This window comes from Pseudomonas sp. P5_B3 (genome assembly GCF_056400405.1).
The window spans coordinates 62,887-83,970 of record NZ_JBFULI010000007.1 but is presented as its reverse complement, the minus strand read 5'-3'; the positions used below and the strand labels follow the sequence as shown (position 1 = coordinate 83,970).

The 21,084-nt window shown below is 58.1% G+C and carries 23 protein-coding genes; 8 read left to right on the top strand and 15 right to left on the bottom strand.

Going from position 1 to position 21,084, the window contains the following annotated elements:
• Window positions 1–16 precede the first annotated feature (16 nt).
• Entirely contained in the window at window positions 17–868 is an 852-nt protein-coding gene (locus tag AC1DRN_RS06810) for an MIP/aquaporin family protein (protein ID WP_108214995.1), read from the bottom strand.
• 348 nt (window positions 869–1,216) lie between these two features.
• Here AC1DRN_RS06810 and ybaK point away from each other — a divergent pair, with 348 nt between their 5' ends.
• Both ybaK and AC1DRN_RS06800 read left to right on the top strand, forming a co-directional pair.
• A complete protein-coding gene (ybaK, locus tag AC1DRN_RS06805; RefSeq protein ID WP_223459928.1) occupies window positions 1,217–1,687 on the top strand; it encodes a Cys-tRNA(Pro) deacylase in 471 nt (156 codons plus the stop codon).
• Window positions 1,688–1,776: 89 nt separating this feature from the next.
• Window positions 1,777–2,559, top strand: coding sequence for a PhzF family phenazine biosynthesis protein (locus AC1DRN_RS06800; RefSeq protein ID WP_223459929.1), 783 nt, complete (start codon window positions 1,777–1,779; stop codon window positions 2,557–2,559).
• 128 nt (window positions 2,560–2,687) lie between these two features.
• On the opposite strand, the gene AC1DRN_RS06795 is transcribed toward AC1DRN_RS06800, so the two are convergent.
• Together AC1DRN_RS06795 and argF are read right to left on the bottom strand one after the other, a co-directional pair.
• Window positions 2,688–3,797, bottom strand: a complete 1,110-nt coding sequence (locus AC1DRN_RS06795) for an ABC transporter ATP-binding protein (protein WP_223459932.1) — start codon at window positions 3,795–3,797, stop codon at window positions 2,688–2,690.
• On the bottom strand, window positions 3,794–4,714 hold the full coding sequence (argF, locus tag AC1DRN_RS06790) for an ornithine carbamoyltransferase (protein ID WP_223459934.1): 921 nt from the start codon (window positions 4,712–4,714) through the stop codon (window positions 3,794–3,796). Before argF ends, AC1DRN_RS06795 begins: the two co-directional genes overlap by 4 nt.
• 540 nt (window positions 4,715–5,254) lie before the next feature.
• On the opposite strand from argF, the gene AC1DRN_RS06785 reads away from it, so the two are divergent.
• On the top strand, window positions 5,255–7,363 hold the full coding sequence (locus AC1DRN_RS06785; protein ID WP_223459936.1) for a molybdopterin oxidoreductase family protein: 2,109 nt from the start codon (window positions 5,255–5,257) through the stop codon (window positions 7,361–7,363).
• Window positions 7,364–7,460: 97 nt separating this feature from the next.
• Window positions 7,461–7,799 (top strand): Grx4 family monothiol glutaredoxin, encoded by a 339-nt coding sequence (gene grxD, locus AC1DRN_RS06780; protein WP_223459939.1) that lies wholly within the window; start codon window positions 7,461–7,463, stop codon window positions 7,797–7,799.
• A gap of 181 nt (window positions 7,800–7,980) precedes the next feature.
• Here the strand turns inward: grxD and bfr are convergent, their stop codons facing one another.
• Both bfr and AC1DRN_RS06770 read right to left on the bottom strand, forming a co-directional pair.
• Entirely contained in the window at window positions 7,981–8,457 is a 477-nt protein-coding gene (gene bfr, locus AC1DRN_RS06775; protein WP_223459941.1) for a bacterioferritin, read from the bottom strand.
• A 198-nt stretch (window positions 8,458–8,655) separates the two neighbouring features.
• Window positions 8,656–8,874: a bacterioferritin-associated ferredoxin gene (locus AC1DRN_RS06770; protein WP_008053520.1), complete on the bottom strand. Its 219-nt coding sequence runs from the start codon at window positions 8,872–8,874 to the stop codon at window positions 8,656–8,658.
• A 311-nt stretch (window positions 8,875–9,185) separates the two neighbouring features.
• Here AC1DRN_RS06770 and AC1DRN_RS06765 point away from each other — a divergent pair, with 311 nt between their 5' ends.
• The gene (locus AC1DRN_RS06765) at window positions 9,186–9,788 is read left to right on the top strand and encodes a peroxiredoxin (RefSeq protein ID WP_093226492.1); all 603 of its coding nucleotides are present in this window, start codon (window positions 9,186–9,188) and stop codon (window positions 9,786–9,788) included.
• Window positions 9,789–9,999: 211 nt separating this feature from the next.
• On the opposite strand, the gene rnt is transcribed toward AC1DRN_RS06765, so the two are convergent.
• Both rnt and pyrC read right to left on the bottom strand, forming a co-directional pair.
• Window positions 10,000–10,677, bottom strand: coding sequence for a ribonuclease T (rnt, locus tag AC1DRN_RS06760; RefSeq protein ID WP_046043606.1), 678 nt, complete (start codon window positions 10,675–10,677; stop codon window positions 10,000–10,002).
• Window positions 10,674–11,720 carry a dihydroorotase gene (gene pyrC, locus AC1DRN_RS06755; RefSeq protein WP_223459944.1) on the bottom strand — a complete coding sequence of 349 codons (1,047 nt, stop codon included), beginning with the start codon at window positions 11,718–11,720 and terminating at the stop codon, window positions 10,674–10,676. The genes rnt and pyrC overlap by 4 nt, the downstream gene beginning before the upstream one ends.
• A gap of 159 nt (window positions 11,721–11,879) precedes the next feature.
• Here pyrC and AC1DRN_RS06750 point away from each other — a divergent pair, with 159 nt between their 5' ends.
• Both AC1DRN_RS06750 and AC1DRN_RS06745 read left to right on the top strand, forming a co-directional pair.
• Window positions 11,880–12,785 carry a flagellar protein MotY gene (locus AC1DRN_RS06750; RefSeq protein WP_223459946.1) on the top strand — a complete coding sequence of 302 codons (906 nt, stop codon included), beginning with the start codon at window positions 11,880–11,882 and terminating at the stop codon, window positions 12,783–12,785.
• A 129-nt stretch (window positions 12,786–12,914) separates the two neighbouring features.
• Entirely contained in the window at window positions 12,915–14,132 is a 1,218-nt protein-coding gene (locus tag AC1DRN_RS06745) for an argininosuccinate synthase (protein ID WP_007985864.1), read from the top strand.
• 149 nt (window positions 14,133–14,281) lie between these two features.
• On the opposite strand, the gene AC1DRN_RS06740 is transcribed toward AC1DRN_RS06745, so the two are convergent.
• Entirely contained in the window at window positions 14,282–14,986 is a 705-nt protein-coding gene (locus AC1DRN_RS06740) for a hypothetical protein (RefSeq protein ID WP_223460065.1), read from the bottom strand.
• A gap of 471 nt (window positions 14,987–15,457) precedes the next feature.
• Between AC1DRN_RS06740 and AC1DRN_RS06735 the strand changes: the two genes are divergently transcribed.
• Complete coding sequence (locus AC1DRN_RS06735; protein WP_008053528.1) at window positions 15,458–16,084, top strand: response regulator transcription factor; 627 nt, start codon at window positions 15,458–15,460, stop codon at window positions 16,082–16,084.
• Between the two features lie 80 nt (window positions 16,085–16,164).
• On the opposite strand, the gene AC1DRN_RS06730 is transcribed toward AC1DRN_RS06735, so the two are convergent.
• From AC1DRN_RS06730 to AC1DRN_RS06700, 7 genes are all read right to left on the bottom strand, one after another.
• On the bottom strand, window positions 16,165–16,344 hold the full coding sequence (locus AC1DRN_RS06730; protein WP_223459949.1) for a PA3496 family putative envelope integrity protein: 180 nt from the start codon (window positions 16,342–16,344) through the stop codon (window positions 16,165–16,167).
• Between the two features lie 106 nt (window positions 16,345–16,450).
• Window positions 16,451–17,089 (bottom strand): endonuclease III, encoded by a 639-nt coding sequence (nth, locus tag AC1DRN_RS06725; protein WP_223459951.1) that lies wholly within the window; start codon window positions 17,087–17,089, stop codon window positions 16,451–16,453.
• Window positions 17,090–17,114: 25 nt separating this feature from the next.
• Entirely contained in the window at window positions 17,115–17,699 is a 585-nt protein-coding gene (locus AC1DRN_RS06720; protein WP_223459953.1) for an Rnf-Nqr domain containing protein, read from the bottom strand.
• Window positions 17,692–18,303, bottom strand: a complete 612-nt coding sequence (locus AC1DRN_RS06715; RefSeq protein WP_223459955.1) for an RnfABCDGE type electron transport complex subunit G — start codon at window positions 18,301–18,303, stop codon at window positions 17,692–17,694. The genes AC1DRN_RS06720 and AC1DRN_RS06715 overlap by 8 nt, the downstream gene beginning before the upstream one ends.
• Window positions 18,300–19,286 (bottom strand): RnfABCDGE type electron transport complex subunit D, encoded by a 987-nt coding sequence (locus AC1DRN_RS06710; protein WP_223459958.1) that lies wholly within the window; start codon window positions 19,284–19,286, stop codon window positions 18,300–18,302. The genes AC1DRN_RS06715 and AC1DRN_RS06710 overlap by 4 nt, the downstream gene beginning before the upstream one ends.
• Window positions 19,273–20,286: an electron transport complex subunit RsxB gene (gene rsxB / locus AC1DRN_RS06705; RefSeq protein WP_223459960.1), complete on the bottom strand. Its 1,014-nt coding sequence runs from the start codon at window positions 20,284–20,286 to the stop codon at window positions 19,273–19,275. Before rsxB ends, AC1DRN_RS06710 begins: the two co-directional genes overlap by 14 nt.
• Window positions 20,283–20,852 carry an electron transport complex protein RnfA gene (locus AC1DRN_RS06700; protein ID WP_223459962.1) on the bottom strand — a complete coding sequence of 190 codons (570 nt, stop codon included), beginning with the start codon at window positions 20,850–20,852 and terminating at the stop codon, window positions 20,283–20,285. The genes rsxB and AC1DRN_RS06700 overlap by 4 nt, the downstream gene beginning before the upstream one ends.
• Window positions 20,853–21,084: the final 232 nt, after the last annotated feature.

Here is a 21,084-nt window from a genome sequence, read left to right as displayed (position 1 = left end):
GCACGCGCCAACGGTATCAAGAAGTTCTGGGTTTGCCGTCAATGGCAGCTGTTGCATCCTTTGTAGCAGGTACGGCGCCGTGCAGATGGCGGGCAATCAGCCCGCGATAGGCGGCGGCGCCGAGGCAGGCACCGACAATCGGTGCAAAAACAGGAATCAGGAAATACGGAATATCGCGTCCGCCGGTGAAGGAAATTTCACCCCAGCCAGCGAAGAAAGTCATCAGTTTAGGGCCGAAGTCCCGCGCAGGGTTCATGGCAAAACCGGTCAGCGGTCCCATCGAGCTACCGATCACCGCAATCAGCAGGCCGATCAGCAGCGGTGCCAACGGGCCTTTGGGCAGGCCATTGTTGTCATCGGTCAGGGACATGATCACGCCCATCAGGATGGCCGTGATGATCACCTCGACCAGAAATGCCTGGGCGGTGGTCAGCACAGGATTCGGGAAGGTGGAGAACACAGAGGCCAATTCGAGGCTGGCTTGAGTGCCGCGAACCATGTGGTGCGTTTGTTCGAATTCGAAGAATAGATTGCTGTAGAGGGTGTAGACCAGCAACGCTCCACAGAAGGCACCCGCCACCTGGGCGAGTACATAGAAAGGCAATTTACGTTTTTCGAAGTCCGCGAAAATGCTCAGGGCAATGCTGACGGCAGGGTTCAGATGAGCTCCGGAAACCCCGGCGGTGAGGTAGATCGCCATGCTGACGCCGACGCCCCAGATAATGCTGATTTCCCACAAACCAAAACTGGCACCCGCGACTTTGAGCGCGGCAACACAACCTGTACCAAAAAAAATCAGTAGCGCCGTACCCAGAAACTCGGCCATGCATTGGCTCGAGAGCGACGGTTGTTGTAAAGCAGTTGTCATTGAAACCTCATTTTTTTTGTTGTCTGGCGCTCTTTTCCATCATGGTCGGAGCGCGGTTTTCAGCGAGACAGGATCCCCATCCTAGTCGCGGTTTACTGCTGGGTGCAGCGGTAGGACGTTTCGTGCAGTTTCAGAAACGAAAAAATATAGACAAGAAACGCTGCTGTCAAAGGTCGAAAGTGAACCGTCGGTCACAAAAAAACTATTTGTTGCATGAATGGGTGAGTCATTGGGGAATGGGATGGCCAGGCAATGGCGTTATGGATGCGCCGCTGTAGAGCCTTTTAATGATCAATGTCCTAGAATCGGGCGCAGTATTTTTCTTCTGCCGCCCAGTCTGGAGCTGTCATGACCCCCGCATTGGATTTGTTGAAAAAGGTTCGGGCCGAACATCGCGTACACAGTTACGAACATGATCCCAAGGCCGCCTCCTACGGGCTGGAAGCGGCGGAAAAACTCGGGCTCGATCCGGCGCAGGTGTTCAAGACCTTGCTGGCTGCCAGCGAAAAAGGCGAGTTGCTGGTGGCCGTGGTGCCGGTTGTCGGCAGCCTGGACTTGAAAGGGCTGGCCCACGCCGCGGGCGTGAAAAAGGTCGAAATGGCCGACCCGGCGGCAGCGCAGCGCTCTACTGGTTATCTGTTGGGCGGGATCAGTCCGCTGGGGCAGAAAAAGCGTTTGCGTACCTTCATTGATAATTCGGCCCAGCCCTTCGCCAGCATTTTTGTCAGTGCGGGCCGACGTGGGCTGGAAGTCGAGCTGGCACCGGCGGTGCTGGCCGAACACACCCAGGCGAAGTTTGCCGATATCGGTCGGGTGTGAGCGCTGTATGGTGAAAATCTGCCCGCTCTGTCACTGGCGCTCGTTCGGCCGGCGCTGCATGCTCAGCGGACAAACCAAGGGAGAAGGTTATGCAGCTTGAGTTTCATCAGGTCGACGCGTTCAGCAATCAGCCGTTCAGTGGTAACCCGGCGATGGTCTATCGGCTCGATACCTGGCTCGCCGATGAATTGATGCAAAAGATTGCCGCCGAGCACAACCTCGCCGAAACGGCGTTTGTCGTGCGCGAAGGGCAGGGCTGGCACATCCGCTGGTTTACGCCGACCACCGAGGTGCCATTGTGTGGTCACGCGACGCTGGCTAGCGCCTATGTGTTGTTTGAGATCTATAAAGAGCCCGTCGAGCGACTGGACTTCACCTGCAAATCCGGACCGTTGAGCGTGACCCGTGAAGGTGGGCGGTTGTGGCTGGACTTTCCGGCCATCGTGCCGACGCAAGTGAGCGACATTCTGGCTGCCGAACGTGCACTGGGTGTGAAAGCCCTGGAGGTACTTGGCTCAAACGAGCTGTTCGTGGTGCTTGAATCCGAGCAGGACGTGCTCGACTGCAAGCCGGACATGGTTGCCCTGGCGAAATTGCCATGGCTGGGCGCCATCGTGACGGCCCGAGGCAGTCAGCACGATTTCATCTCTCGCTATTTCGCACCGGCAATCGGCATCAATGAAGACCCGGTGACCGGATCGACCCATTGCCTCCTGATCCCGTACTGGTCGAAACGCTTGGACAAGTCGAACCTGACGGCTTTTCAGCGTTCGGCGCGGGGTGGGGAATTGTTCTGTCGACTGGAAGGCGATCGAGTGAAGATCGGCGGAAATGCGACGCTCGTGGCGAGCGGGACGCTGATGTTGGGCTGATCCAAAACCACTGTAGGAGCGAGCCTGCTCGCGATAGCGGTATCACATTCAACAGAGGTGTTGACTGATCCAACGCCATCGTCGGAACGCCGCCCGGAGCARGCTCGCTCCCACAGGGATTGTGTTGTTTAGCTAGCGGTGCTGTAACGCCGGACACCTGGTTCAACAGCGGGAATCTGCGCCGCCGTGCTGCCGGACGCCTGGAACAGCACCAGGTGTTCAGCCGCGACACGAATACCCACATCCGCCCCAACCTGGCGATCGACATGGCTCGGGAAGATTGATTCCAGCTGTGCGCCTGTCGGCAGCTGCAAGCGATACAGGGTCGACGCACCCAGGAACGTCTTACCGGCAATTCGCGCCTTCAGTGCGCTGTCCGGCGCGTACACGATGTCGTCCGGACGCAGCAGCACGTCCACGGCACCGCCTACCGGCCAGGTGTAGGCCCGGTTGCCGCGCAATTCGCCGAGCTCGGTTTGCACCGATTCCGGGCTGCTCAACTGACCGCGAATGAAATAGCCCTGGCCGATGAAACTCGCCACGAAGGGTGTCAGCGGTTCGTGATACAGGTTGTAGGGCGTATCCCACTGTTCCAGGCGACCTTCCTTGAACACGCCAACGTGGTCACTGACTGCGAAGGCTTCTTCCTGGTCGTGAGTCACCAGAATCGCGCTGGTGCCTCGGGCCTTGAGGATGTCGCGTACTTCGTGGCTGAGCTTGCGGCGCAATTCACCATCGAGGTTGGAGAACGGCTCGTCGAGCAACAGCAATTGCGGATCTGGCGCCAGTGCGCGGGCCAGGGCGACGCGTTGCTGCTGGCCACCTGAAAGCTCGTGGGGGAAGCGCTTGCCGAGGTTCTTCAGGTTGACCAGTTCCAGCAGTTCTTCGGTAACGCGATCCTTTTGCGGATGCTTGCGAATGCCGAAGGCGATGTTGTCGGCCACGCTCAAATGCGGAAACAGCGCGTAGTCCTGGAACACCATGCCAATGCGACGTTTCTCCGGAGCAAGGGTGAAGCCGGCGCTGGAGATGGTTTCGCCCGCCAGCTGGATTTCGCCTTCATGTACCGGTTCAAAGCCGGCAATCGCCCGTAGTGTGGTGGTCTTGCCGCAGCCCGAAGAGCCGAGCAGGCAACCGATGTCACCAGCGTTCAGATGCAGGTTCAGGTTCTGTACTACACGCTGGTCCTGATAGCCGCAGGCGAGGTTGCGCAGGTTAAGCAGTAAAGGCTGGCTCATGCGTGGTGGTACGCCGGTTCGACGAGAAACTCGAGCAAGGCCTTTTGCGCGTGCAGGCGGTTTTCGGCTTGATCCCAGGCCACCGAACGTTTGTCGTCGAGCAGGTCGACGCTGATTTCTTCGCCGCGGTGCGCCGGCAGGCAATGCATGAACAGTACGTCTTCAGCGGCCAGGTCAAGCAGGGCGCGGTTGACCTGGTACGGTGCGAACAGCTTCAGACGCTTGGCGGTTTCTTCTTCCTGACCCATGGAGGTCCAGACGTCGGTGCTCACCAGGTGTGCACCGCGCACGGCTTCTTTCGGGTCGCGAACGATGGAGACCCGATCGCCGGCCTTGGCCACGAATTCAGGATTGGGCTCGTAGCCTTCCGGGCAGGCCACGCGCAACTGGAAGTCGAACTGGATCGCCGCTTCTATATAACTGTTGCACATGTTGTTGCCGTCGCCGATCCAGGCCACGGTCTTGCCCTGGATGGAGCCGCGGTGTTCGAGGAAGGTCTGCATGTCCGCCAGCAACTGGCACGGGTGCAGGTCATCGGACAGACCGTTGATTACCGGTACGCGGGAGTTGGCGGCGAATTCGGTCAGGTTGCTGTGGGCAAAGGTACGGATCATCACTGCGTCGAGCATGCTCGACATGACGATGGCGCAATCGCCGATCGGCTCGCCACGGCCCAGTTGGGTGTCGCGTGGCGACAGGAAGATCGCCTGGCCGCCGAGCTGGATCATGCCAGCCTCGAAGGAGATCCGGGTGCGGGTCGATGATTTCTCGAAAATCATCCCCAGGACGCGGTTTTTCAGAGGCTCGAACAGTACGCCGCGGTTACGCAGGTCCTTGAGCTCAACGCCTCGACGGATCACGCTGACCAGCTCTTCGGGCGTGCAATCCATCAGGGAGAGAAAGTGCCTTGCGCTCATCATTGACTACCTTTTTGCTACAAACCGCAGATGCTCAAAGCCTTGTTTAACGGAACAACGGGCGAGACCTGCGGCGTAAGCCGCACGGGGCGACGAAATAGGGGAAGGCGCGATCTTATAATTAAATGTCGCGTCTTACCAATAGGGCTACAGTTTTTAGGGAGTTTCAGAGGTGCTACGGGTTCACCGAGGTAGCGCTTTTGAAGCCTGTTTCCTGATAGCAGCGACCCATTTGTACACCGGCCTCTCGGGGCTTGGCAATCAAGCGGGGCGGCAATGGTACGCTGACAGTCGGTTTCTGACCTGTCATTCATCAGTACCGGGCTCGACGAACGGCCCCCACGAGCCGATTGAAACTCTTCAGGAAATTCAGCTGCAGGCGCCACCCGGGCTACCTTCGAACTGAACTCCGGTGGCCATCGGCTGGCCTGATATCCACCGATTCACAAGACGCACGTCGCTGGCGTGGCGGCGGGTCTGGCGCCATAGTTTTGTTTCCGCGGCCAACGTTGCCCGCCCATAACAAGACAGAGACTGGCCATGACCAAGACTCTCCATCACCGTGCGTGCCATTTGTGTGAAGCCATCTGTGGCCTGACCATCGAAACCACCGAGGTCGAAGGCGGAAACGTCCAGATCACTTCGATCAAGGGCGACCCCCAGGACACGTTCAGTCGTGGGCACATCTGCCCCAAGGCCGTGGCGTTGCAAGACATTCAGAACGATCCGGATCGCCTGCACCAGCCGATGCAGCGGGTGGGCAATGAGTGGCAGCCCATCGAGTGGGAAGCGGCATTCAATCTGGTCGCCGAACGCCTCGCCGCCATTCAGGAACGTCACGGGCAAAACGCCGTGGCGGTCTATCAAGGCAACCCCAGCGTGCACAATTACGGGCTGATGACCCACAGCAATTACTTCCTCGGCCTGCTGAAAACCCGCAACCGGTTTTCCGCCACCTCGGTCGATCAATTACCCCATCACCTGACCAGTCATTTGATGTACGGCCACGGGTTGTTGCTGCCTATTGCGGACATCGATCACACCGATTTCATGCTGATCCTGGGCGGCAACCCACTGGCTTCGAACGGCAGCATCATGACCGTGCCGGATGTGGAAAAACGCTTGAAGGCGATACAGGCCCGGGGTGGCAAGGTGGTGGTGGTCGACCCGCGCCGTAGTGAAACGGCGGCAATTGCCGATCAGCATCTGTTCGTGCGCCCGGGCGGTGATGCTGCGCTGTTGTTCGGGCTGCTCAATACCTTGTTCGCTGAAGGTCTGACCCGCGACAGCCATCTGCCGGTAGACGGTCTGGAGGACGTGCGGGATGCCGTCGCGCGGTTCACCGCCGAAGCCATGAGCCCGTTGTGCGCCGTACCGGCCGAACAGATCCGCCAATTGGCGCGGGACTTTGCCGCGGCACCGAGTGCAGTCTGCTATGGCCGCATGGGCGTCTCGACCCAGGCCTTCGGTACGCTGTGCCACTGGGTGGTGCAGTTGATCAACCTGGTCACCGGCAACCTCGATCGCGTGGGGGGCGCCTTGTGCACCGAGCCGGCGGTGGACCTGGTGGCGTCGACCTCTGGCGGGCATTTCAATCTGTGGCAGAGCCGGGTTTCCGGGCGCCCGGAATACGCCGGAGAGTTACCGGTGTCGGCGCTGGCCGAAGAGATGCTCACCGAAGGGGTAGGGCAAGTCCGGGCGCTGATCACTGTGGCAGGCAATCCGGTGCTGTCCACGCCCAATGGCCGAAAGCTCGAGCAGGCGCTGGACGGACTGGAGTTCATGGTCAGTATCGACCTGTACATCAATGAAACCACGCGTTACGCCGACCTGATCCTGCCATCCACATCGGCACTGGAAAACGACCATTACGACACCACCTTCAACCTGTTTGCGGTGCGCAACGTCAGCCGTTTCAACCGCGCAATCCTTGCCAAACCCGAAGGTGCATTGCACGACTGGGAGATTTTCGTCGGGCTGGCCAAGGCATTTGCCGCCAGGACCGGCAAAGAATTGAAGCCCACCATCACCCCGGCGCAAATGATCGATCGCGGCCTGCGCATGGGGATGTACGGCGACACGTCAGAGCACAAGCTGTCGCTGGCGACCTTGTTCGATCACCCCCATGGCGTTGATCTGGGAGCGCTCAAGCCTAACCTGGCACCACGCCTGAAGACCGCCAATCAACGCATCCAGGCTGCTCCTGTGGTGATTCTTGCGGACCTGGCGCGCTTCGCAGTCTTGCAGCCACCGGCCGCCGATGAGTTGTTGATGATTGGCCGCCGGCATGTGCGCAGCAACAACTCATGGATGCATAATTATCATCGGTTGGTGAAGGGCAAGCCGCGTCATCAGTTACTGATGCATCCGGACGACCTGGCCAGTCGCGGGCTCAGTGACGGGCAACGTGTGCGAGTCAGTTCACGGGTGGGTGTGATTGAGGTCGAAGTGCTTGGCAGTCTGGACATGATGAAGGGCGTGGTCAGCCTGCCTCATGGCTGGGGCCATGCGCGGCCGGGCGTGCAAATGTCGATTGCCAGCAGTCAGCCGGGCTCGAGCGCCAACGACCTGACTGACGAATGCCGGCTTGACGAACTGTCGGGAAATGCCGCGCTCAATGGCGTGCCGGTGACAGTTTCGGCGGCTTGAATCAGACTGACGGAGAGACCGAGCAGGGCGCTCGGCTTTCCGTTACAATGCGCCACCGTGCCGACCCATGAGTCGGAAAGTTCAGCCGAGGTGCTCCATGGATATCATCGAAACGATTAAAGAGCAGATTGCCAACAACACCATTCTGCTTTACATGAAAGGCTCGCCGAATGCCCCGCAGTGCGGCTTCTCTGCGAAGGCCGCGCAGGCCGTGATGGCGTGTGGCGAAAAGTTTGCGTACGTGGACATCCTGCAGAACCCGGAAATCCGCGCCAACCTGCCAAAATACGCCAACTGGCCAACCTTCCCACAGCTGTGGGTCGCCGGTGAGCTGGTCGGCGGTAGCGACATCATGACTGAGATGGCTGCTGACGGTTCGCTGGAGAAACTGATCAAGGAAGCCGCCGCCAAGGCCGCTGCCAAGACTGAAGCCTGACTGGCACCTGTAGGAGCGAGCTTGCTCGCGAAAAAACCAAAGCCCCGCTGGGTATCTGGTTTTACGCGTTAACGTTCGCGATTCTCGCGAGCAAGCTCGCTCCTACATCCGGGCAATAAAAAGCCCCGCTCCTCGAAAGAGGGCGGGGCTTTTTAATGCATCGAGATTAACGACGTAGAACTTACTCGTCGTCGCCCATCTGCGATTGCAGATAGTTCTCGAGTCCGATTTTTTCGATCAGGCCCAACTGGGTTTCCAGCCAGTCAATATGTTCTTCTTCGGACTCGAGGATATCTTCAAGCAGCTCACGGCTACCGAAGTCGCCAACTGTTTCGCAATGAGCGATAGCCACTTTGAGATCAGCGTGACCGATGCGTTCGATACGCAGGTCGCACTCGAGCATTTCCTTGGTGTGTTCGCCGATGTGCAGCTTGCCCAGGTCCTGGACGTTCGGCAGGCCTTCAAGGAACAGAATGCGCTTGATCAGCTTGTCCGCGTGCTTCATCTCGTCGATGGATTCGTGGTACTCGTGCTTGCCGAGCTTGTTCAGGCCCCAATCTTCATACATGCGCGCATGCAGGAAGTATTGATTGATCGCGACCAGCTCATTGGCGAGGATCTTGTTGAGATGCTGGATGACTGTAACGTCGCCTTTCATGATGGGGTCCTGCCCTTTATTAGCTGTCAATAGGGCAGAGTTTGAGCTGCGTATTTAAGAGTGTCAAACCTAAGTTATTGAAACTTAAATGAAAATTAATCGGAATAAGAATGTTTGTGTTCCGCGTCTAGAGCATAACTAGTTGATTTTGAGACATAAAAAAACCGGACATATGTCCGGTTCTTTGAAATTCGATATTTAAGCCGCGGTAAATTCCGCTGGAAAAGGAATTGCAGCCTGAGCCGTTTGCAGTTTGGTCAGGGTCTCGCGGACCACTTCCTTGGCGAGGCAGGCACATTTGCCGCATTGACTGGCAACGCCGGTGGCCACTCGGACTTCCTTGTAGCTGCAGCATCCTTCATAGATCGCATCGCGGATTTGACCGTCGGTGACGCCAGTGCAGAGGCAAACATACATAAGGAAGGACCGTCGCTGATTGTGACTCAATTGCGATGGATCTTAATGTTAACGAGAATGATTGTCAAAGTGGTTTCAGTGCACTTTCCGTCATAAACGGGGATGGCTGACGAACGGTCTGTCTGGCGAATCGGTGATACAAAACCGATGAGGATTTCATCGTACCGGGAAAAAACAGCTAATCCAGCTCAAACACGCGGTGTATGATGACCGGTCTTTTGCGACCGGGGATCGTGTCACAGGGCTGTCGCCTCAGGGTGGCAGGCTGATACGAACCCTGTTTCTCACGCTATTACACCAGGAGATATCCAATGAGCGTACTCGTAGGCAAACAAGCCCCTGACTTCACCGTACCGGCCGTACTCGGCAATGGCGAGATCGTTGACAGCTTCACCCTGTCTTCGGCGATCAAAGGCAAATACGGCCTGGTGTTCTTCTACCCACTGGACTTCACCTTCGTTTGCCCGTCCGAGCTGATCGCTCTGGACAACCGCATGTCCGAGTTCAAGGCGCGTAACGTTGAAGTGGTCGCTGTGTCGATCGACTCGCACTTCACCCACAACGCCTGGCGCAACACCCCGGTCAACAATGGCGGTATCGGCGAAGTTCGCTACACCATGGCTGCCGACATCAAGCAGGAAATCATGAAAGCCTATGACGTTCAGTCCGCTGACGGCGTGGCTTTCCGTGGCGCGTTCCTGATCGACAACAAAGGCGTTGTCCGTTCGCAGATCATCAACGACCTGCCGCTGGGCCGTAACATGGAAGAGCTGCTGCGTCTGGTCGACGCTCTGCAATTCCACGAAGAGCACGGCGAAGTCTGCCCTGCCAACTGGAAAAAAGGCGACAAAGGCATGAACGCTTCGCCAGAAGGCGTTGCGGCTTACCTGACCGAGCACGCTGCTGCTCTGTAAGGCGCACGCTCCAGCTATAAAAAGCAGGTACAAAAAAACCGGCCTTCGAGGCCGGTTTTTTTATGGGCGGGATTTCTGGTCACTGTAGGAGCGAGCCTGCTCCGGGCGGCGTTCCGACGATGGTCGTCAACGATGACGCTGGGAGCCTGACACCCCGCAGTGTTCTCTAGTCCATCGCGAGCAGGCTCGCTCCCACAAAGAGCCAACAGCATCAATCGTCGAAATCTTCCCAACCGCCCATTTGCTTCCAGCGATTGACGATGCCGCAGAACAGTTCAGCGGTCTTCTCGGTGTCGTAACGGGCCGAGTGAGCCTCGCGACCATCGAAGTCGATGTCCGCTGCCTGGCAAGCCTTGGCCAGCACGGTTTGACCGTAGGCCAGGCCCGCGAGCGTTGCGGTATCGAAACTGGAGAACGGATGGAACGGATTGCGCTTCATGTCCAGGCGCGCAACCGCTGCATTCAGGAAGCCCAGGTCGAAGCTGCTGTTATGCCCGACCAGGATCGCCCGTTTGCAACCATTGGCCTTGAGGGCCTTGCGCACGCCGCGGAAGATATCGTTCAGGGCAGACTCTTCACTCACGGCCATGCGCAGCGGGTGATCGAGCTTGATCCCGGTGAACTCCAGGGCGGCCGCTTCGATGTTCGCGCCTTCGAACGGCTCGACACGGAAAAAGTAGGTGTGATCCGGGTAAACAAAACCCTTTTCATCCATGGCGATGGTGGTCGCGGCGATCTCCAGCAGGGCATCGGTGGCTGAGTTGAAGCCACCGGTTTCTACGTCGACGACAACTGGCAGGTAACCACGGAACCTGGCAGCCATTGGATGACGAGGACCGCCTCCGCCGCCATTGCCTTCCAGTTCGTCGTCGAAATGGTCTTCACTCACGCGTGTTCCTCCAGCAGGCGCCAGCGCAGTTTTTCACCGGCGCGCAGCGGGATAACGGTCAGCTCGCCAAATGGCAGGCTGGTCGGGGCGGTCCATTCTTCGCGGACCAGGGTGATGCGATCGGTGTTGGCCGGCAGACCATAGAACCGCGGGCCGTTGAGGCTGGCGAAGGCTTCGAGCTTGTCCAGCGCGTTGCGCTGTTCAAAGGCTTCGGCATACATCTCGATGGCAGCAAAGGCTGTGTAGCAACCGGCGCAGCCGCAGGCCGCTTCCTTGGCGTGCTGGGCGTGGGGCGCCGAGTCGGTGCCGAGGAAGAACTTGTCGCTGCCGCTGGTGGCGGCGTCGAGCAGGGCTTCCTGGTGCGTATTGCGCTTGAGGATCGGCAGGCAATAAAAGTGCGGCCGAATCCCGCCCACCAGCATGTGGTTGCGGTTGTACAGCAGGTGGTGAGCCGTGATGGTCGCGCCGACGTTGGCCGAAGCCGAGTTGACGAACTGCACGGCGTCCGCGGTGGTGATGTGTTCGAACACCACTTTGAGGGTCGGGAAACGCTCGACCACACGACGCATGTGCTCGTCGATGAAGATTTTTTCGCGATCGAAAACGTCGACATCGCCTCGGGTGACTTCACCGTGGATCAACAACGGCATCCCGACTTCGGCCATGGCCTCGAGTGCAGGAAAGATCTTGTCGATGCTGGTGACGCCAGAATCCGAGTTGGTAGTCGCGCCGGCCGGGTACAGCTTGGCGGCGTGAATGAATCCGCTGGCCTTGGCCTCGCGAATTTCTTCGGGCTGGGTGCGGTCGGTCAGGTACAGGACCATCAGTGGCTCGAACAGGCTGCCGGCCGGGCGGGCAGCGAGAATCCGCTGGCGATAGCCGTCGGCTTCGGCCGCGTTGCGCACTGGTGGAACCAGGTTGGGCATGATGATCGCGCGGCCAAAGGTGCGCGCGACATCCGCGACGGTATTGGTCAACACGGCACCATCTCGAAGATGAATGTGCCAGTCGTCGGGACGCAGCAGGGTCAGGCGGTCGGACATGAGGGGATTCCAGGCKGGTCAAACTCAAGGGAATGCTACCGGAAAAGACTCTTGCAGGCACTCGCTATCAAGTTTTGCAGGAAGCTTCCGATATCCAACAGGTATGCCGTAAACATGTGTGTGTCGGTCTTTTTGTTGTAGAAGCCAGTGGAGCCTCCCGTGCGCCAGCGTTATTTAGCCTTGCTCAGTGTGTTTGCCAGCCTTCCCGCGATGGCGCTCACTTTCCAGACTCGTCTGGAGAGCATTGAGTGGACGGTCGAAGGTGACAAGTTCGAATGCCGCCTGGCTCAGCCGATTACCGACTTCGGTTCGGGCGAGTTCGTGCGCAAGGCCGGTGAGCAGGCAACGTTTCGTCTGAAAGCCTATAACCCGATGATGGGCGGGGGCTCGGCGACCTTGCTGGCCGCTGCGGCACCGTGGCAACCGGGGCGTGACGATATCAACCTGGGAACGGTGAGAATCGGCAGCGGCAACGTGTTGTTCAACAGTTCACAGGTTCAGGCCGGGCGCCTGATCAGCGGACTGATGGACGGTCGCAGCCCGGTGGTTCGCCATTCTTCGGGGGATGGCCGGGTGTCGGAAGTGCGCTTGCTGCCGGTCAGGTTCACCAAGGCGTTTGCCGATTATCAAAGCTGCGTGGCCAAACTGTTGCCGCAGAACTTCGAACAGGTGAAGCGATCCGAAATCGGCTTCCCCGGCGGCGGAATCGAACTCGACAGCGCCGCGAAGGCCAAGTTGCAGGTGATGCTGGAGTACATGAAGGCCGATCCGACGGTCAATCACATCGAACTCGACGGTCACTCCGACAACAGCGGCAACCGCCTGACCAACCGCGACCTGTCGCGGCGCCGAGCCCTGGCAGTGATGGATTTCTTCAAGGCCAACGGCATCCAGGAGTCGCAAATCACTGTGCGTTTCCATGGCGAACGTTATCCGTTGGCGCCTAATACCAGCAACACCAACCGTGCGAAGAACCGTCGGGTAGCGGTACGCCTGGAGCGCGGAGCACCTACGGAACAAGTCGCTCCACAAGCGACGAAAGCGGCCATCTCGGCAACTTCCTGACTCTCCGGTCATCGTCGCGCTCTCGACAGAATCTGTCGCTTCGTCGTCATAAGCTGTCGCGCCACTGTAAATTATTCTGCATGAGCGGTAGACTTCCCGGCTTTCCGTAGAATCCCGTGGAGTGATGGCATGGCGGACGTAAACAAGGTCGTTCTGGCGTATTCCGGCGGCCTGGACACTTCGGTGATCCTCAAGTGGCTGCAGGATACTTATAACTGTGAAGTGGTGACCTTCACCGCTGACCTGGGTCAGGGCGAAGAGGTCGAACCGGCACGCGCCAAGGCTCAGGCCATGGGCGTCAAAGAGATCTACATCGATGACTTGCGCGAAGAGTTCGTGCGCGATTTCGTTTTCCCGATGTTCCGCGCCAACACCGTTTACGAGGGCGAGTACCTGCTGGGTACTTCCATCGCTCGTCCGCTGATCGCCAAGCGCCTGATCGAAATCGCCAACGAAACCGGCGCTGACGCCATTTCCCATGGCGCCACCGGCAAGGGTAACGACCAGGTTCGATTCGAACTCGGTGCCTACGCCTTGAAGCCAGGTGTGAAAGTGATTGCCCCTTGGCGCGAATGGGACCTGCTGTCCCGTGAAAAGCTGATGGATTACGCCGATAAGCACGCGATCCCGATCGAACGCCACGGCAAGAAGAAATCCCCGTACTCCATGGATGCCAACCTGCTGCACATCTCCTATGAAGGCGGCGTGCTGGAAGACACCTGGACCGAGCACGAAGAAGACATGTGGCGCTGGACCGTTTCCCCGGAAAACGCTCCAGACAAGCCGCAGTACCTGGAACTGACCTACCGCAACGGCGACATCGTCGCGCTGGACGGCGTCGAAATGACTCCGGCCACCGTGTTGGCAACGCTGAACCGTATCGGTGGCGAACATGGTATCGGCCGTCTCGACATCGTCGAGAACCGCTATGTGGGCATGAAGTCCCGCGGCTGCTACGAAACCCCGGGCGGCACCATCATGCTGCGTGCCCACCGTGCGATCGAATCGATCACCCTGGACCGCGAAGTGGCGCACCTCAAAGACGAGCTGATGCCCAAGTACGCCAGCCTGATCTACACCGGCTACTGGTGGAGCCCTGAGCGTCTGATGCTGCAACAAATGATCGATGCGTCCCAGGTCAACGTGAACGGCGTTGTGCGCCTGAAACTGTACAAGGGCAATGTGATCGTCACTGGCCGCAAGTCCGACGACTCGCTGTTCGACGCCAACATCGCGACCTTTGAAGAAGATGGCGGCGCGTACAACCAGGCGGATGCGGCGGGCTTCATCAAGCTCAACGCCTTGCGCATGCGCATTGCGGCGAATAAAGGCCGGAAGCTGTTCTGAGACCTTTGAGATCGTGATGGATACCTGACCTCGTCCTCGATGAGGTCAGGTACCTGAAAACGGGGTGTGACGCCAGTTGCTACGTTGTCGGGTGTTTTCGTTTGCCCTGATGATTTCCTGTTTTTCTCCTTCCAATGGTCTGACCTGTACTACACATTGTTGTTTGCCGGTTGCCCGGCCTGATCAATGACCGACAACCTGTGCGAGTCCAGATTGTAGGCAACATAAAAGGCGGCACAGCGCTTCCTGGCCTGCTTTGAATATTTAAGCGCACTGGCTTTCAGTAAAGTCTCCGAAACGGCACAGGTGACAAACAGAATCACGTACGCCGTCTTTTCCCGTGGCCTCTGGAGGTTTTCCAGCAGCGCTCCAAACTCGACCTCCTTGCTCATCCAGCGTGCATCCACGATGTACAGGTCTTTTATAAACTCCGGTAACTGAAGTCGATGCTGAACAAATACGGTGCTTTGCAGGCCAATTTCCGTTGGCGGGCCCTGTGCGCCGCAGGGCGTCCGAGCTGACCGCCGGTCATTCGTCGACGTTTCCAGAGCGGAACTCCCAGAGGACTTCCCGGACGTTTTTTTTTCCGGCCGCCCGGCAACATCCATGACCCTCATGAAGTGTTTTCCTTTTTCAAAGTCGGAGGGCGCATAAAGGGATTTGTAGTTGAAGTTGAGTGTCACGAAAAAAAGCAAAAGTAAATAAAACGGAAAGCTGATCAGAAACCAGACATAGAGTTCTCTTTCCTCTTGGTCGAGGAAGGGTAGAGAAATGGCTGCCGATGTCTCAGAGAGTGCTGCGAATATCGCGATAATTGTCATCGGGTTGGTGATTCGTTTTTTATTATGTTCCATATTCATGCTCTATTGTCTTTTTCGAATGGTTTTATGTAGTGGTCGTTGTGTTTTCTTCGGTTCTTTGGGTGTTGGTGGTGCTTTAATGATTGCTCAAAAAATATTATTTGCTGTAAGAGTAATTGGATGCCTGATGTGTGATATTTCTGGTGTGAATGTTTAGTGCGAAAATATCAGTTACGTTTTAACAGGGGGTAGAGGCTTATGTTTGTCAGGGCGCGACCGCTCAGGCGGGCTCTCGGAAAATTTTGGTCGTAAATCGATAGAGGTGACGGCTGGAAAGTGCGACACACTGACGCTGACACAGTTTTCAACTCATTCCGTTCGAGGGATTTTTGTAGGAGGAATCCGTGTTGTTTGTAGGGGATGTCTCTTGGTGTGGGTGGCTGGGAGGGGCGACATGCCATGGGTGAAACGACTAGGCTATTGTGCGGGCTCTAAAAATTCGAACAGCGAAAATTGGACTTGCCCATGAATAAAGTGCTGATCGTGGATGATCACCCCGTCATTCGTCTTGCGGTACGTATGCTAATGGAACGTCATGGCTACGAAGTTATTGCAGAAACCGATAATGGTGTGGATGCACTGCAACTGGCCCGTGAACTTATGCCGGATATTGTCATTCTGGATATCGGGATTCCGAAGCTGGACGGGTTGGAAGTCATCGCGCGTTTGTCTTCGACCTCAATGCCGATGAAAGTTCTGATCCTGACTTCCCAGGCGCCGGGGCATTTTTCAATGCGTTGCATGCAATCCGGTGCGGCCGGTTATGTCTGCAAGCAACAAGACCTGACGGAGTTGCTCAGTGCGATAAAGGCCGTGTTGTCAGGCTACAGTTACTTTCCTAATCAAGCCTTGCATACCGTGCGTTGCAGTTTGGGGAACGCCAGCGAGGCCGATATGGTTGATCGATTGTCGGGGCGGGAAATGATGGTCCTGCAACAGTTGGCCCGAGGAAAGACCAATAAAGAGATTGCCGATGGAATGTTTCTCAGCAATAAAACAGTCAGTACTTACAAGACCCGCCTGTTGCTCAAACTGAATGCGAGGTCTCTGGTCGATTTGATCGAGTTGGCACAACGCAATGGTCTGGTGTGATGACGTAATTGTGCGACAAGGGGCGTCCACCAGAGTATGGCACTTGAAAAAAAGCCTCCGTTTCGGGAGGCTCTCAGGTGTCATAAGTCAAAATCGTAATCGGCCAATTGCTTTTGCAGTCGGCGCTCCTCCAGCAGATTGTCGATGGTGCGGCGTTTGCTCAGATTAGTTTTCGCTGCTTCAACCACCGGCTCAGCGTCATCGGTTTCGGCGGTGGTGAAGTCGTCTTCTACGTCCAATTGCTCTTTGCCAGTACTCATTTAGTTACTCCAGGCTAAGAAGGCCTTTGGCGCTCCTTATATCGACAATCTCCCGGCGGGTAAAAAAGATTTTTTCAATCGACAATTCAATAAACCTAATAGCGCCTCAATCGTCGGAGGTTTTGTGCTTGTATTCGCACAAGTCCTCGATCCGGCAGCTCCCGCATCGGGGCTTGCGGGCCAGGCAAACGTAGCGGCCGTGAAGGATCAGCCAGTGATGGGAGTCGAGCAGGTACTCCCGGGGCACGAATTTCATCAGCTTTTTCTCGACTTCAATCACATTCTTGCCGGGAGCAATGCCAGTCCGGTTGCTGACCCTGAAGATATGCGTGTCGACGGCCATGGTCAGCTGACGGAATGCCGTATTGAGTACCACATTGGCGGTTTTGCGGCCGACGCCGGGCAGTGCTTCCAGCTCTTCGCGGGTTTGTGGCACTTCACCGGCGTGGCGCTCGACCAGCAGGCGGCAGGTTTCGATCACGTTTTTTGCCTTGCTGTTGTACAGACCGATGGTCTTGATGTACTCCGACAGTCCTTCGACACCCAGGGCATGGATCGCTGCCGGGGTGTTGGCGACCGGGAACAGCCTGGCTGTGGCCTTGTTGACGCCGACATCGGTCGACTGCGCCGAGAGAATCACGGCAATCAGCAATTCGAACGGTGAGGAATAGGCCAGTTCGGTCTTTGGTTCCGGGTTGTCCTCGTGCAGCCTGCGGAAAATTTCCAGACGTTTTGCGGCATTCATGGGCAGTGCGTTTCCTCGAAGACGATCAATGTGTGGAGCTGGGTCGCCAGGCCTGCCAGGCGGCGATCAGCAATCCGAGCAGAATGAACCCGCCAGGGACCAATGTGGCCAGGCGCAGCCCGCCATCGGCCATCAGTACCCAGCCTTGCCAGTCAGTTTGCGTAGCGCCGATCAGCCACGCCAGGTGATTTCCGAGTGTCCCGTTGCCGATGAGTTCGCGCAGCAGGCCCAGTGCGATCATCAGCACGACAAACTGTCCATTGAGTCGCAGGCGTGTGTGCCAGCTGTTCTGAAAGAATCCCGTGTGTTCCAGTACGACGCATTGCAAGGCGATCAAAGCGCCATAAAACCCCAGATGCTGCTGCCATTGCAGCGACCAGGCCTGTGCCATGAGTTCCGCGCAACTGGTGAGCGTGGTTGCCAACAGGATGCTGGCCAGCAAACGGTTCGCCGGGACCAGTCGGGATCGCAGGGCGCCCATGGCCAGGCTGAACAACTGGGTCACTACCATGAACATCAGGCACAGGCCAAGTGCGGCCATCAGCGACTCGCTAGCGCCGATCAGCGGCGTCAGCATCAAGGCGTTGCGCGGAGTCGATGAGTTATCCATGGGCAGGGTTTCCGAGCAGTTGTTGCCGGTGTTCATCGAAGTAGCGCAACGCATCGTGGACGGCATTGATCACCGCCCTTGAGGTGATAGTCGCACCTGCAATCTGATCGAACTGCCCCTGATCCTTTTTCAACGCCCAGCCACTGTCGCCCGGTTCTGTTCGAGACTTGCCGGAAAAAACCTGAAGCCAGACATTGGGCCAGTCGGCGATCCGCGCACCCAGTCCAGGGGTTTCCGACTGTTTGAGGGTTTTGACGCCCAGCAACCTGCCATTGGCGTCGACAGCGATCAACAGGTCGATGGCACCCGCGTAGCCAAGGGTTTGACTGCGCAGCAACACTGCGACGGGTTGATCGGTCCGGGTCGCCAGATAGCCACCGAGCAAGGCGCTGTTGGTCAGGGCAGTTGATTCGACCCTGATGGGGTGTTCGAGTGGTTGATTGTCGTAGCTGTCCGGCGCGATCAGGTCCAGCAGATTACGGCTGTCGATCAGGCGCTGTTCGGCTGCAATGCGCGGCGCGCTGCCGAGCTGCACGAAGTACGTCACACCAAGGCCCAGTGCGGTCAAAAGCACTAGAAGCGCGATGCTTGACGTCCGGCTCATGGTGCCTCCGGCTGTTGTCTGGCCGCCACGAACCTCTCCAGCGCCGGCACGCACAGGTTCATCAACAGCACGGCAAAGGCGATGCCGTCCGGATAGCCGCCCCAGGTACGGATCAGATAAGTCAGCAGTCCGACGCCAGCGCCGAACAGCAGTCGCGCGCCTGGGCTTCTGGCGCCGGACACCGGTTCGGTGATGATGAAGAACGCCCCCAGAATGGTTGCGCCGCTAAGCAGATGAAACAGCGGTGAACCATGGGAGTCGGAGCCCGACCCGTTCCAGCACAGCAAGCTGATGATGAACAGGCTGGCCAGCATGCCGACCGGGGCATGCCAACTGATCACCCGCCGTTGCAGGAGAAACAATCCACCTGCCAGAAACGCCAGGCTCATCCATTCCACTCCCCGGCCGCCGAAGTGGCCGAATGCCGGGTTGCCGGCAAACAGTTCATCCATGGTCAGGCTTTTGTTGATCCGCAGACTGTCCAGTGCCGTGGCCTGCACCCATGCATCCGGCGCCTGGCCGACACCGAACACTTGCTGCAAACCACTCGGCAGATCCATGCCATGGGACGATGGCCAATGGGTCATTGGTTGGGGGAAGGTCACCAGCACCAGAGCAAAACCGAGCATCGCCGGGTTGAAAGGATTCGAGCCGACACCGCCATACAAGTGCTTGCCAAACACCATGGCAAAAGCGGCAGCACTGAGGGTCAGCCACCATGGGCAGTAAGGCGGTAGCGCCAGAGCCAGCAAGGTGGCACTGACCAACGCGCTACCGTCCCTCAGGGTTGGTTGTAGCGGCCGCCTGCGCCATTGCACGACGGCGGCCTCGACGGCCAGCGCAGCAGCGGTCGCCAGAACCAGATTGATCAACACGCCCCAGCCGTACAGCCAGAACGCCGCCAGTATTCCTGGCAGCGTGGCCAGCAGCACCAGTTTCATCGCCTGTTGCAGGCGATCATCAACCGCTTCAAGGGCTGGCATGGGCGTCCACCTGGCGTTCGGCTTCACCGAGTGCGCGCTCCAGGGCTTCGATTTGTTCCGCCGGTGCTGCACTGGCCTGAGCCTTCTTGAGTTCGGCGCGGCGCATGGCCAACTGGATCTTGGCCCGTTTCAGATCGGCGTCATTTGACGACACCGCTGCGACCGCCGGCGCAGGGGCTGGTGGGGTGATGGTTTCCAGTTGCGCCAGGTTTTGTTCGGCGGCTTCGAACTGCTGTTGCAGGACGATCAACTGCGATTGCTGTTCGAAGGTTGGCGGATGCCCGAACGCCTTCAGCGATTTTTGCAGCTGCGCCCGACTCATCGCGACATCGATTTTCGCCTTTTTCAGCGCGGCATCGGCATTGGCGGCTTTCTGTGCGCGAACACGCTCGAGGGCGGACTGCACCGGGTCGACAGCCGCCTCGGCAGGTTGCGCGGCACGTTGCCGGGCCTGGCGTTCGGCGATTTTCTGTTGTTCTTCGCGCTGCAAGCGGGCATTGCGTTGTTCGAAGCTGCGCCGTGCGTGATCGCGCTTGAGGGTGCGGGCCTGCCGTGCTTGCGGTGTGAGGGCCAGGCCCCCGACAACCGGCAATACGGTGTCCATTGGCAGCGGGCGCATTTCGATGCAGTCCACCGGGCACGGTGCCACGCAAAGATCGCAACCGGTGCACTCATCGATGATCACCGTGTGCATCAGTTTGGCTGCACCGACAATGGCATCGACCGGACAGGCCTGAATGCACTTGGTGCAACCAATACACTCGGCTTCGCGGATATAGGCGATCTGCGCAGGTGCCGAGCCGCGAGTGATGTCCAGTTCCAGCACCGGCACCTTCAGCAACTCGGCCAGGGCCGCGATGGTTTCCTTGCCACCGGGCGGACACTTGTTGATCGGCTCACCGCTGGCGATGCCTTCGGCGTACGGCTTGCACCCGGGGTGGCCGCATTTGCCACATTGGGTTTGCGGCAAGAGTGCGTCGATGCGTTGAATCAGACTCATGTTTTGATCAGTCCGCTGAATCCGAGAAAAGCCACTGCAATCAGGCCGGCACCAATCAGGTCGATCGGCAGGCCGCGAAAGGGCAGGGGAACATCGTTGCCGGCCGTACGTTCACGCAAATCAACGAACAGGCTCAGCACCAGCCAGAAGCCCAGCCCTGCACCGAGGCCCAAGGCTGTGGCGTGAAAGAAACCCTTGTCTTCCTGAGCATTGAGCAAGGCTACGCCGAGCACGCCGGCATTGCCCAGCAGCAACGGCCAGAGGCCTTCAAACGGCAGTGTCGAAAACAACCGCGCCAGAAACTTCAGCAACGGGCTGATCAGCAGCACGCTCAATGGCAGAAACACAAACAGACGCAACGGCGTCAATTGCAGCGGCACCAACAGCCAGTGATAGAGCGCGTAGCCGAGCATGCCCACGACCAGCATCAGGCACGTCGTCGCAATGCCCAAGGCATGGACCTGACGGTGCTGGCCGACCAGCAACGGATCGACGGCCAACGGCCAGTGCAACACGAGGTTGTTGATCAGGGCAGCGCTGATGAGCGTAAGCAGGATTTCGGTCATTGTTCGTGCCGGCAGGAACAGTAGTTTTTGTAGGAGCGAGCTKGSTCCGGGCGGCGTTCCGACGATGGACTCAAGAGCGCCACGTTCAACCTGTGGGCACGCATTATCGTTAACGACCATCGTCGGAACGCCGCCCGGASCMAGCTCGCTCCTACAGGAGATGGTCTGAAAAGCTTAGGCATTATCCGGCAAGGCGGGAGAGTGGGCCAGACATGAAAATCCCACAGTCGCG

Excerpts from the sequence above, each read along its gene's own strand:
- AC1DRN_RS06770 (WP_008053520.1), bottom strand. The coding sequence starts at position 8,874 with ATGTATGTTTGCCTCTGCACTGGCGTCACCGACGGTCAAATCCGCGAT.
- AC1DRN_RS06785 (WP_223459936.1), top strand. The coding sequence starts at position 5,255 with ATGACCAAGACTCTCCATCACCGTGCGTGCCATTTGTGTGAAGCCATC.
- ybaK (WP_223459928.1), top strand. The coding sequence starts at position 1,217 with ATGACCCCCGCATTGGATTTGTTGAAAAAGGTTCGGGCCGAACATCGC.
- argF (WP_223459934.1), bottom strand. The coding sequence starts at position 4,714 with ATGAGCGCAAGGCACTTTCTCTCCCTGATGGATTGCACGCCCGAAGAG.
- AC1DRN_RS06795 (WP_223459932.1), bottom strand. The coding sequence starts at position 3,797 with ATGAGCCAGCCTTTACTGCTTAACCTGCGCAACCTCGCCTGCGGCTAT.
- AC1DRN_RS06710 (WP_223459958.1), bottom strand. The coding sequence starts at position 19,286 with ATGCCAGCCCTTGAAGCGGTTGATGATCGCCTGCAACAGGCGATGAAA.
- AC1DRN_RS06810 (WP_108214995.1), bottom strand. The coding sequence starts at position 868 with ATGACAACTGCTTTACAACAACCGTCGCTCTCGAGCCAATGCATGGCC.
- AC1DRN_RS06740 (WP_223460065.1), bottom strand. The coding sequence starts at position 14,986 with ATGGAACATAATAAAAAACGAATCACCAACCCGATGACAATTATCGCG.
- AC1DRN_RS06745 (WP_007985864.1), top strand. The coding sequence starts at position 12,915 with ATGGCGGACGTAAACAAGGTCGTTCTGGCGTATTCCGGCGGCCTGGAC.
- nth (WP_223459951.1), bottom strand. The coding sequence starts at position 17,089 with ATGAATGCCGCAAAACGTCTGGAAATTTTCCGCAGGCTGCACGAGGAC.
- AC1DRN_RS06715 (WP_223459955.1), bottom strand. The coding sequence starts at position 18,303 with ATGAGCCGGACGTCAAGCATCGCGCTTCTAGTGCTTTTGACCGCACTG.
- AC1DRN_RS06720 (WP_223459953.1), bottom strand. The coding sequence starts at position 17,699 with ATGGATAACTCATCGACTCCGCGCAACGCCTTGATGCTGACGCCGCTG.
- AC1DRN_RS06735 (WP_008053528.1), top strand. The coding sequence starts at position 15,458 with ATGAATAAAGTGCTGATCGTGGATGATCACCCCGTCATTCGTCTTGCG.
- AC1DRN_RS06800 (WP_223459929.1), top strand. The coding sequence starts at position 1,777 with ATGCAGCTTGAGTTTCATCAGGTCGACGCGTTCAGCAATCAGCCGTTC.
- grxD (WP_223459939.1), top strand. The coding sequence starts at position 7,461 with ATGGATATCATCGAAACGATTAAAGAGCAGATTGCCAACAACACCATT.
- pyrC (WP_223459944.1), bottom strand. The coding sequence starts at position 11,720 with ATGTCCGACCGCCTGACCCTGCTGCGTCCCGACGACTGGCACATTCAT.
- AC1DRN_RS06700 (WP_223459962.1), bottom strand. The coding sequence starts at position 20,852 with ATGACCGAAATCCTGCTTACGCTCATCAGCGCTGCCCTGATCAACAAC.
- bfr (WP_223459941.1), bottom strand. The coding sequence starts at position 8,457 with ATGAAAGGCGACGTTACAGTCATCCAGCATCTCAACAAGATCCTCGCC.
- AC1DRN_RS06730 (WP_223459949.1), bottom strand. The coding sequence starts at position 16,344 with ATGAGTACTGGCAAAGAGCAATTGGACGTAGAAGACGACTTCACCACC.
- rsxB (WP_223459960.1), bottom strand. The coding sequence starts at position 20,286 with ATGAGTCTGATTCAACGCATCGACGCACTCTTGCCGCAAACCCAATGT.
- AC1DRN_RS06765 (WP_093226492.1), top strand. The coding sequence starts at position 9,186 with ATGAGCGTACTCGTAGGCAAACAAGCCCCTGACTTCACCGTACCGGCC.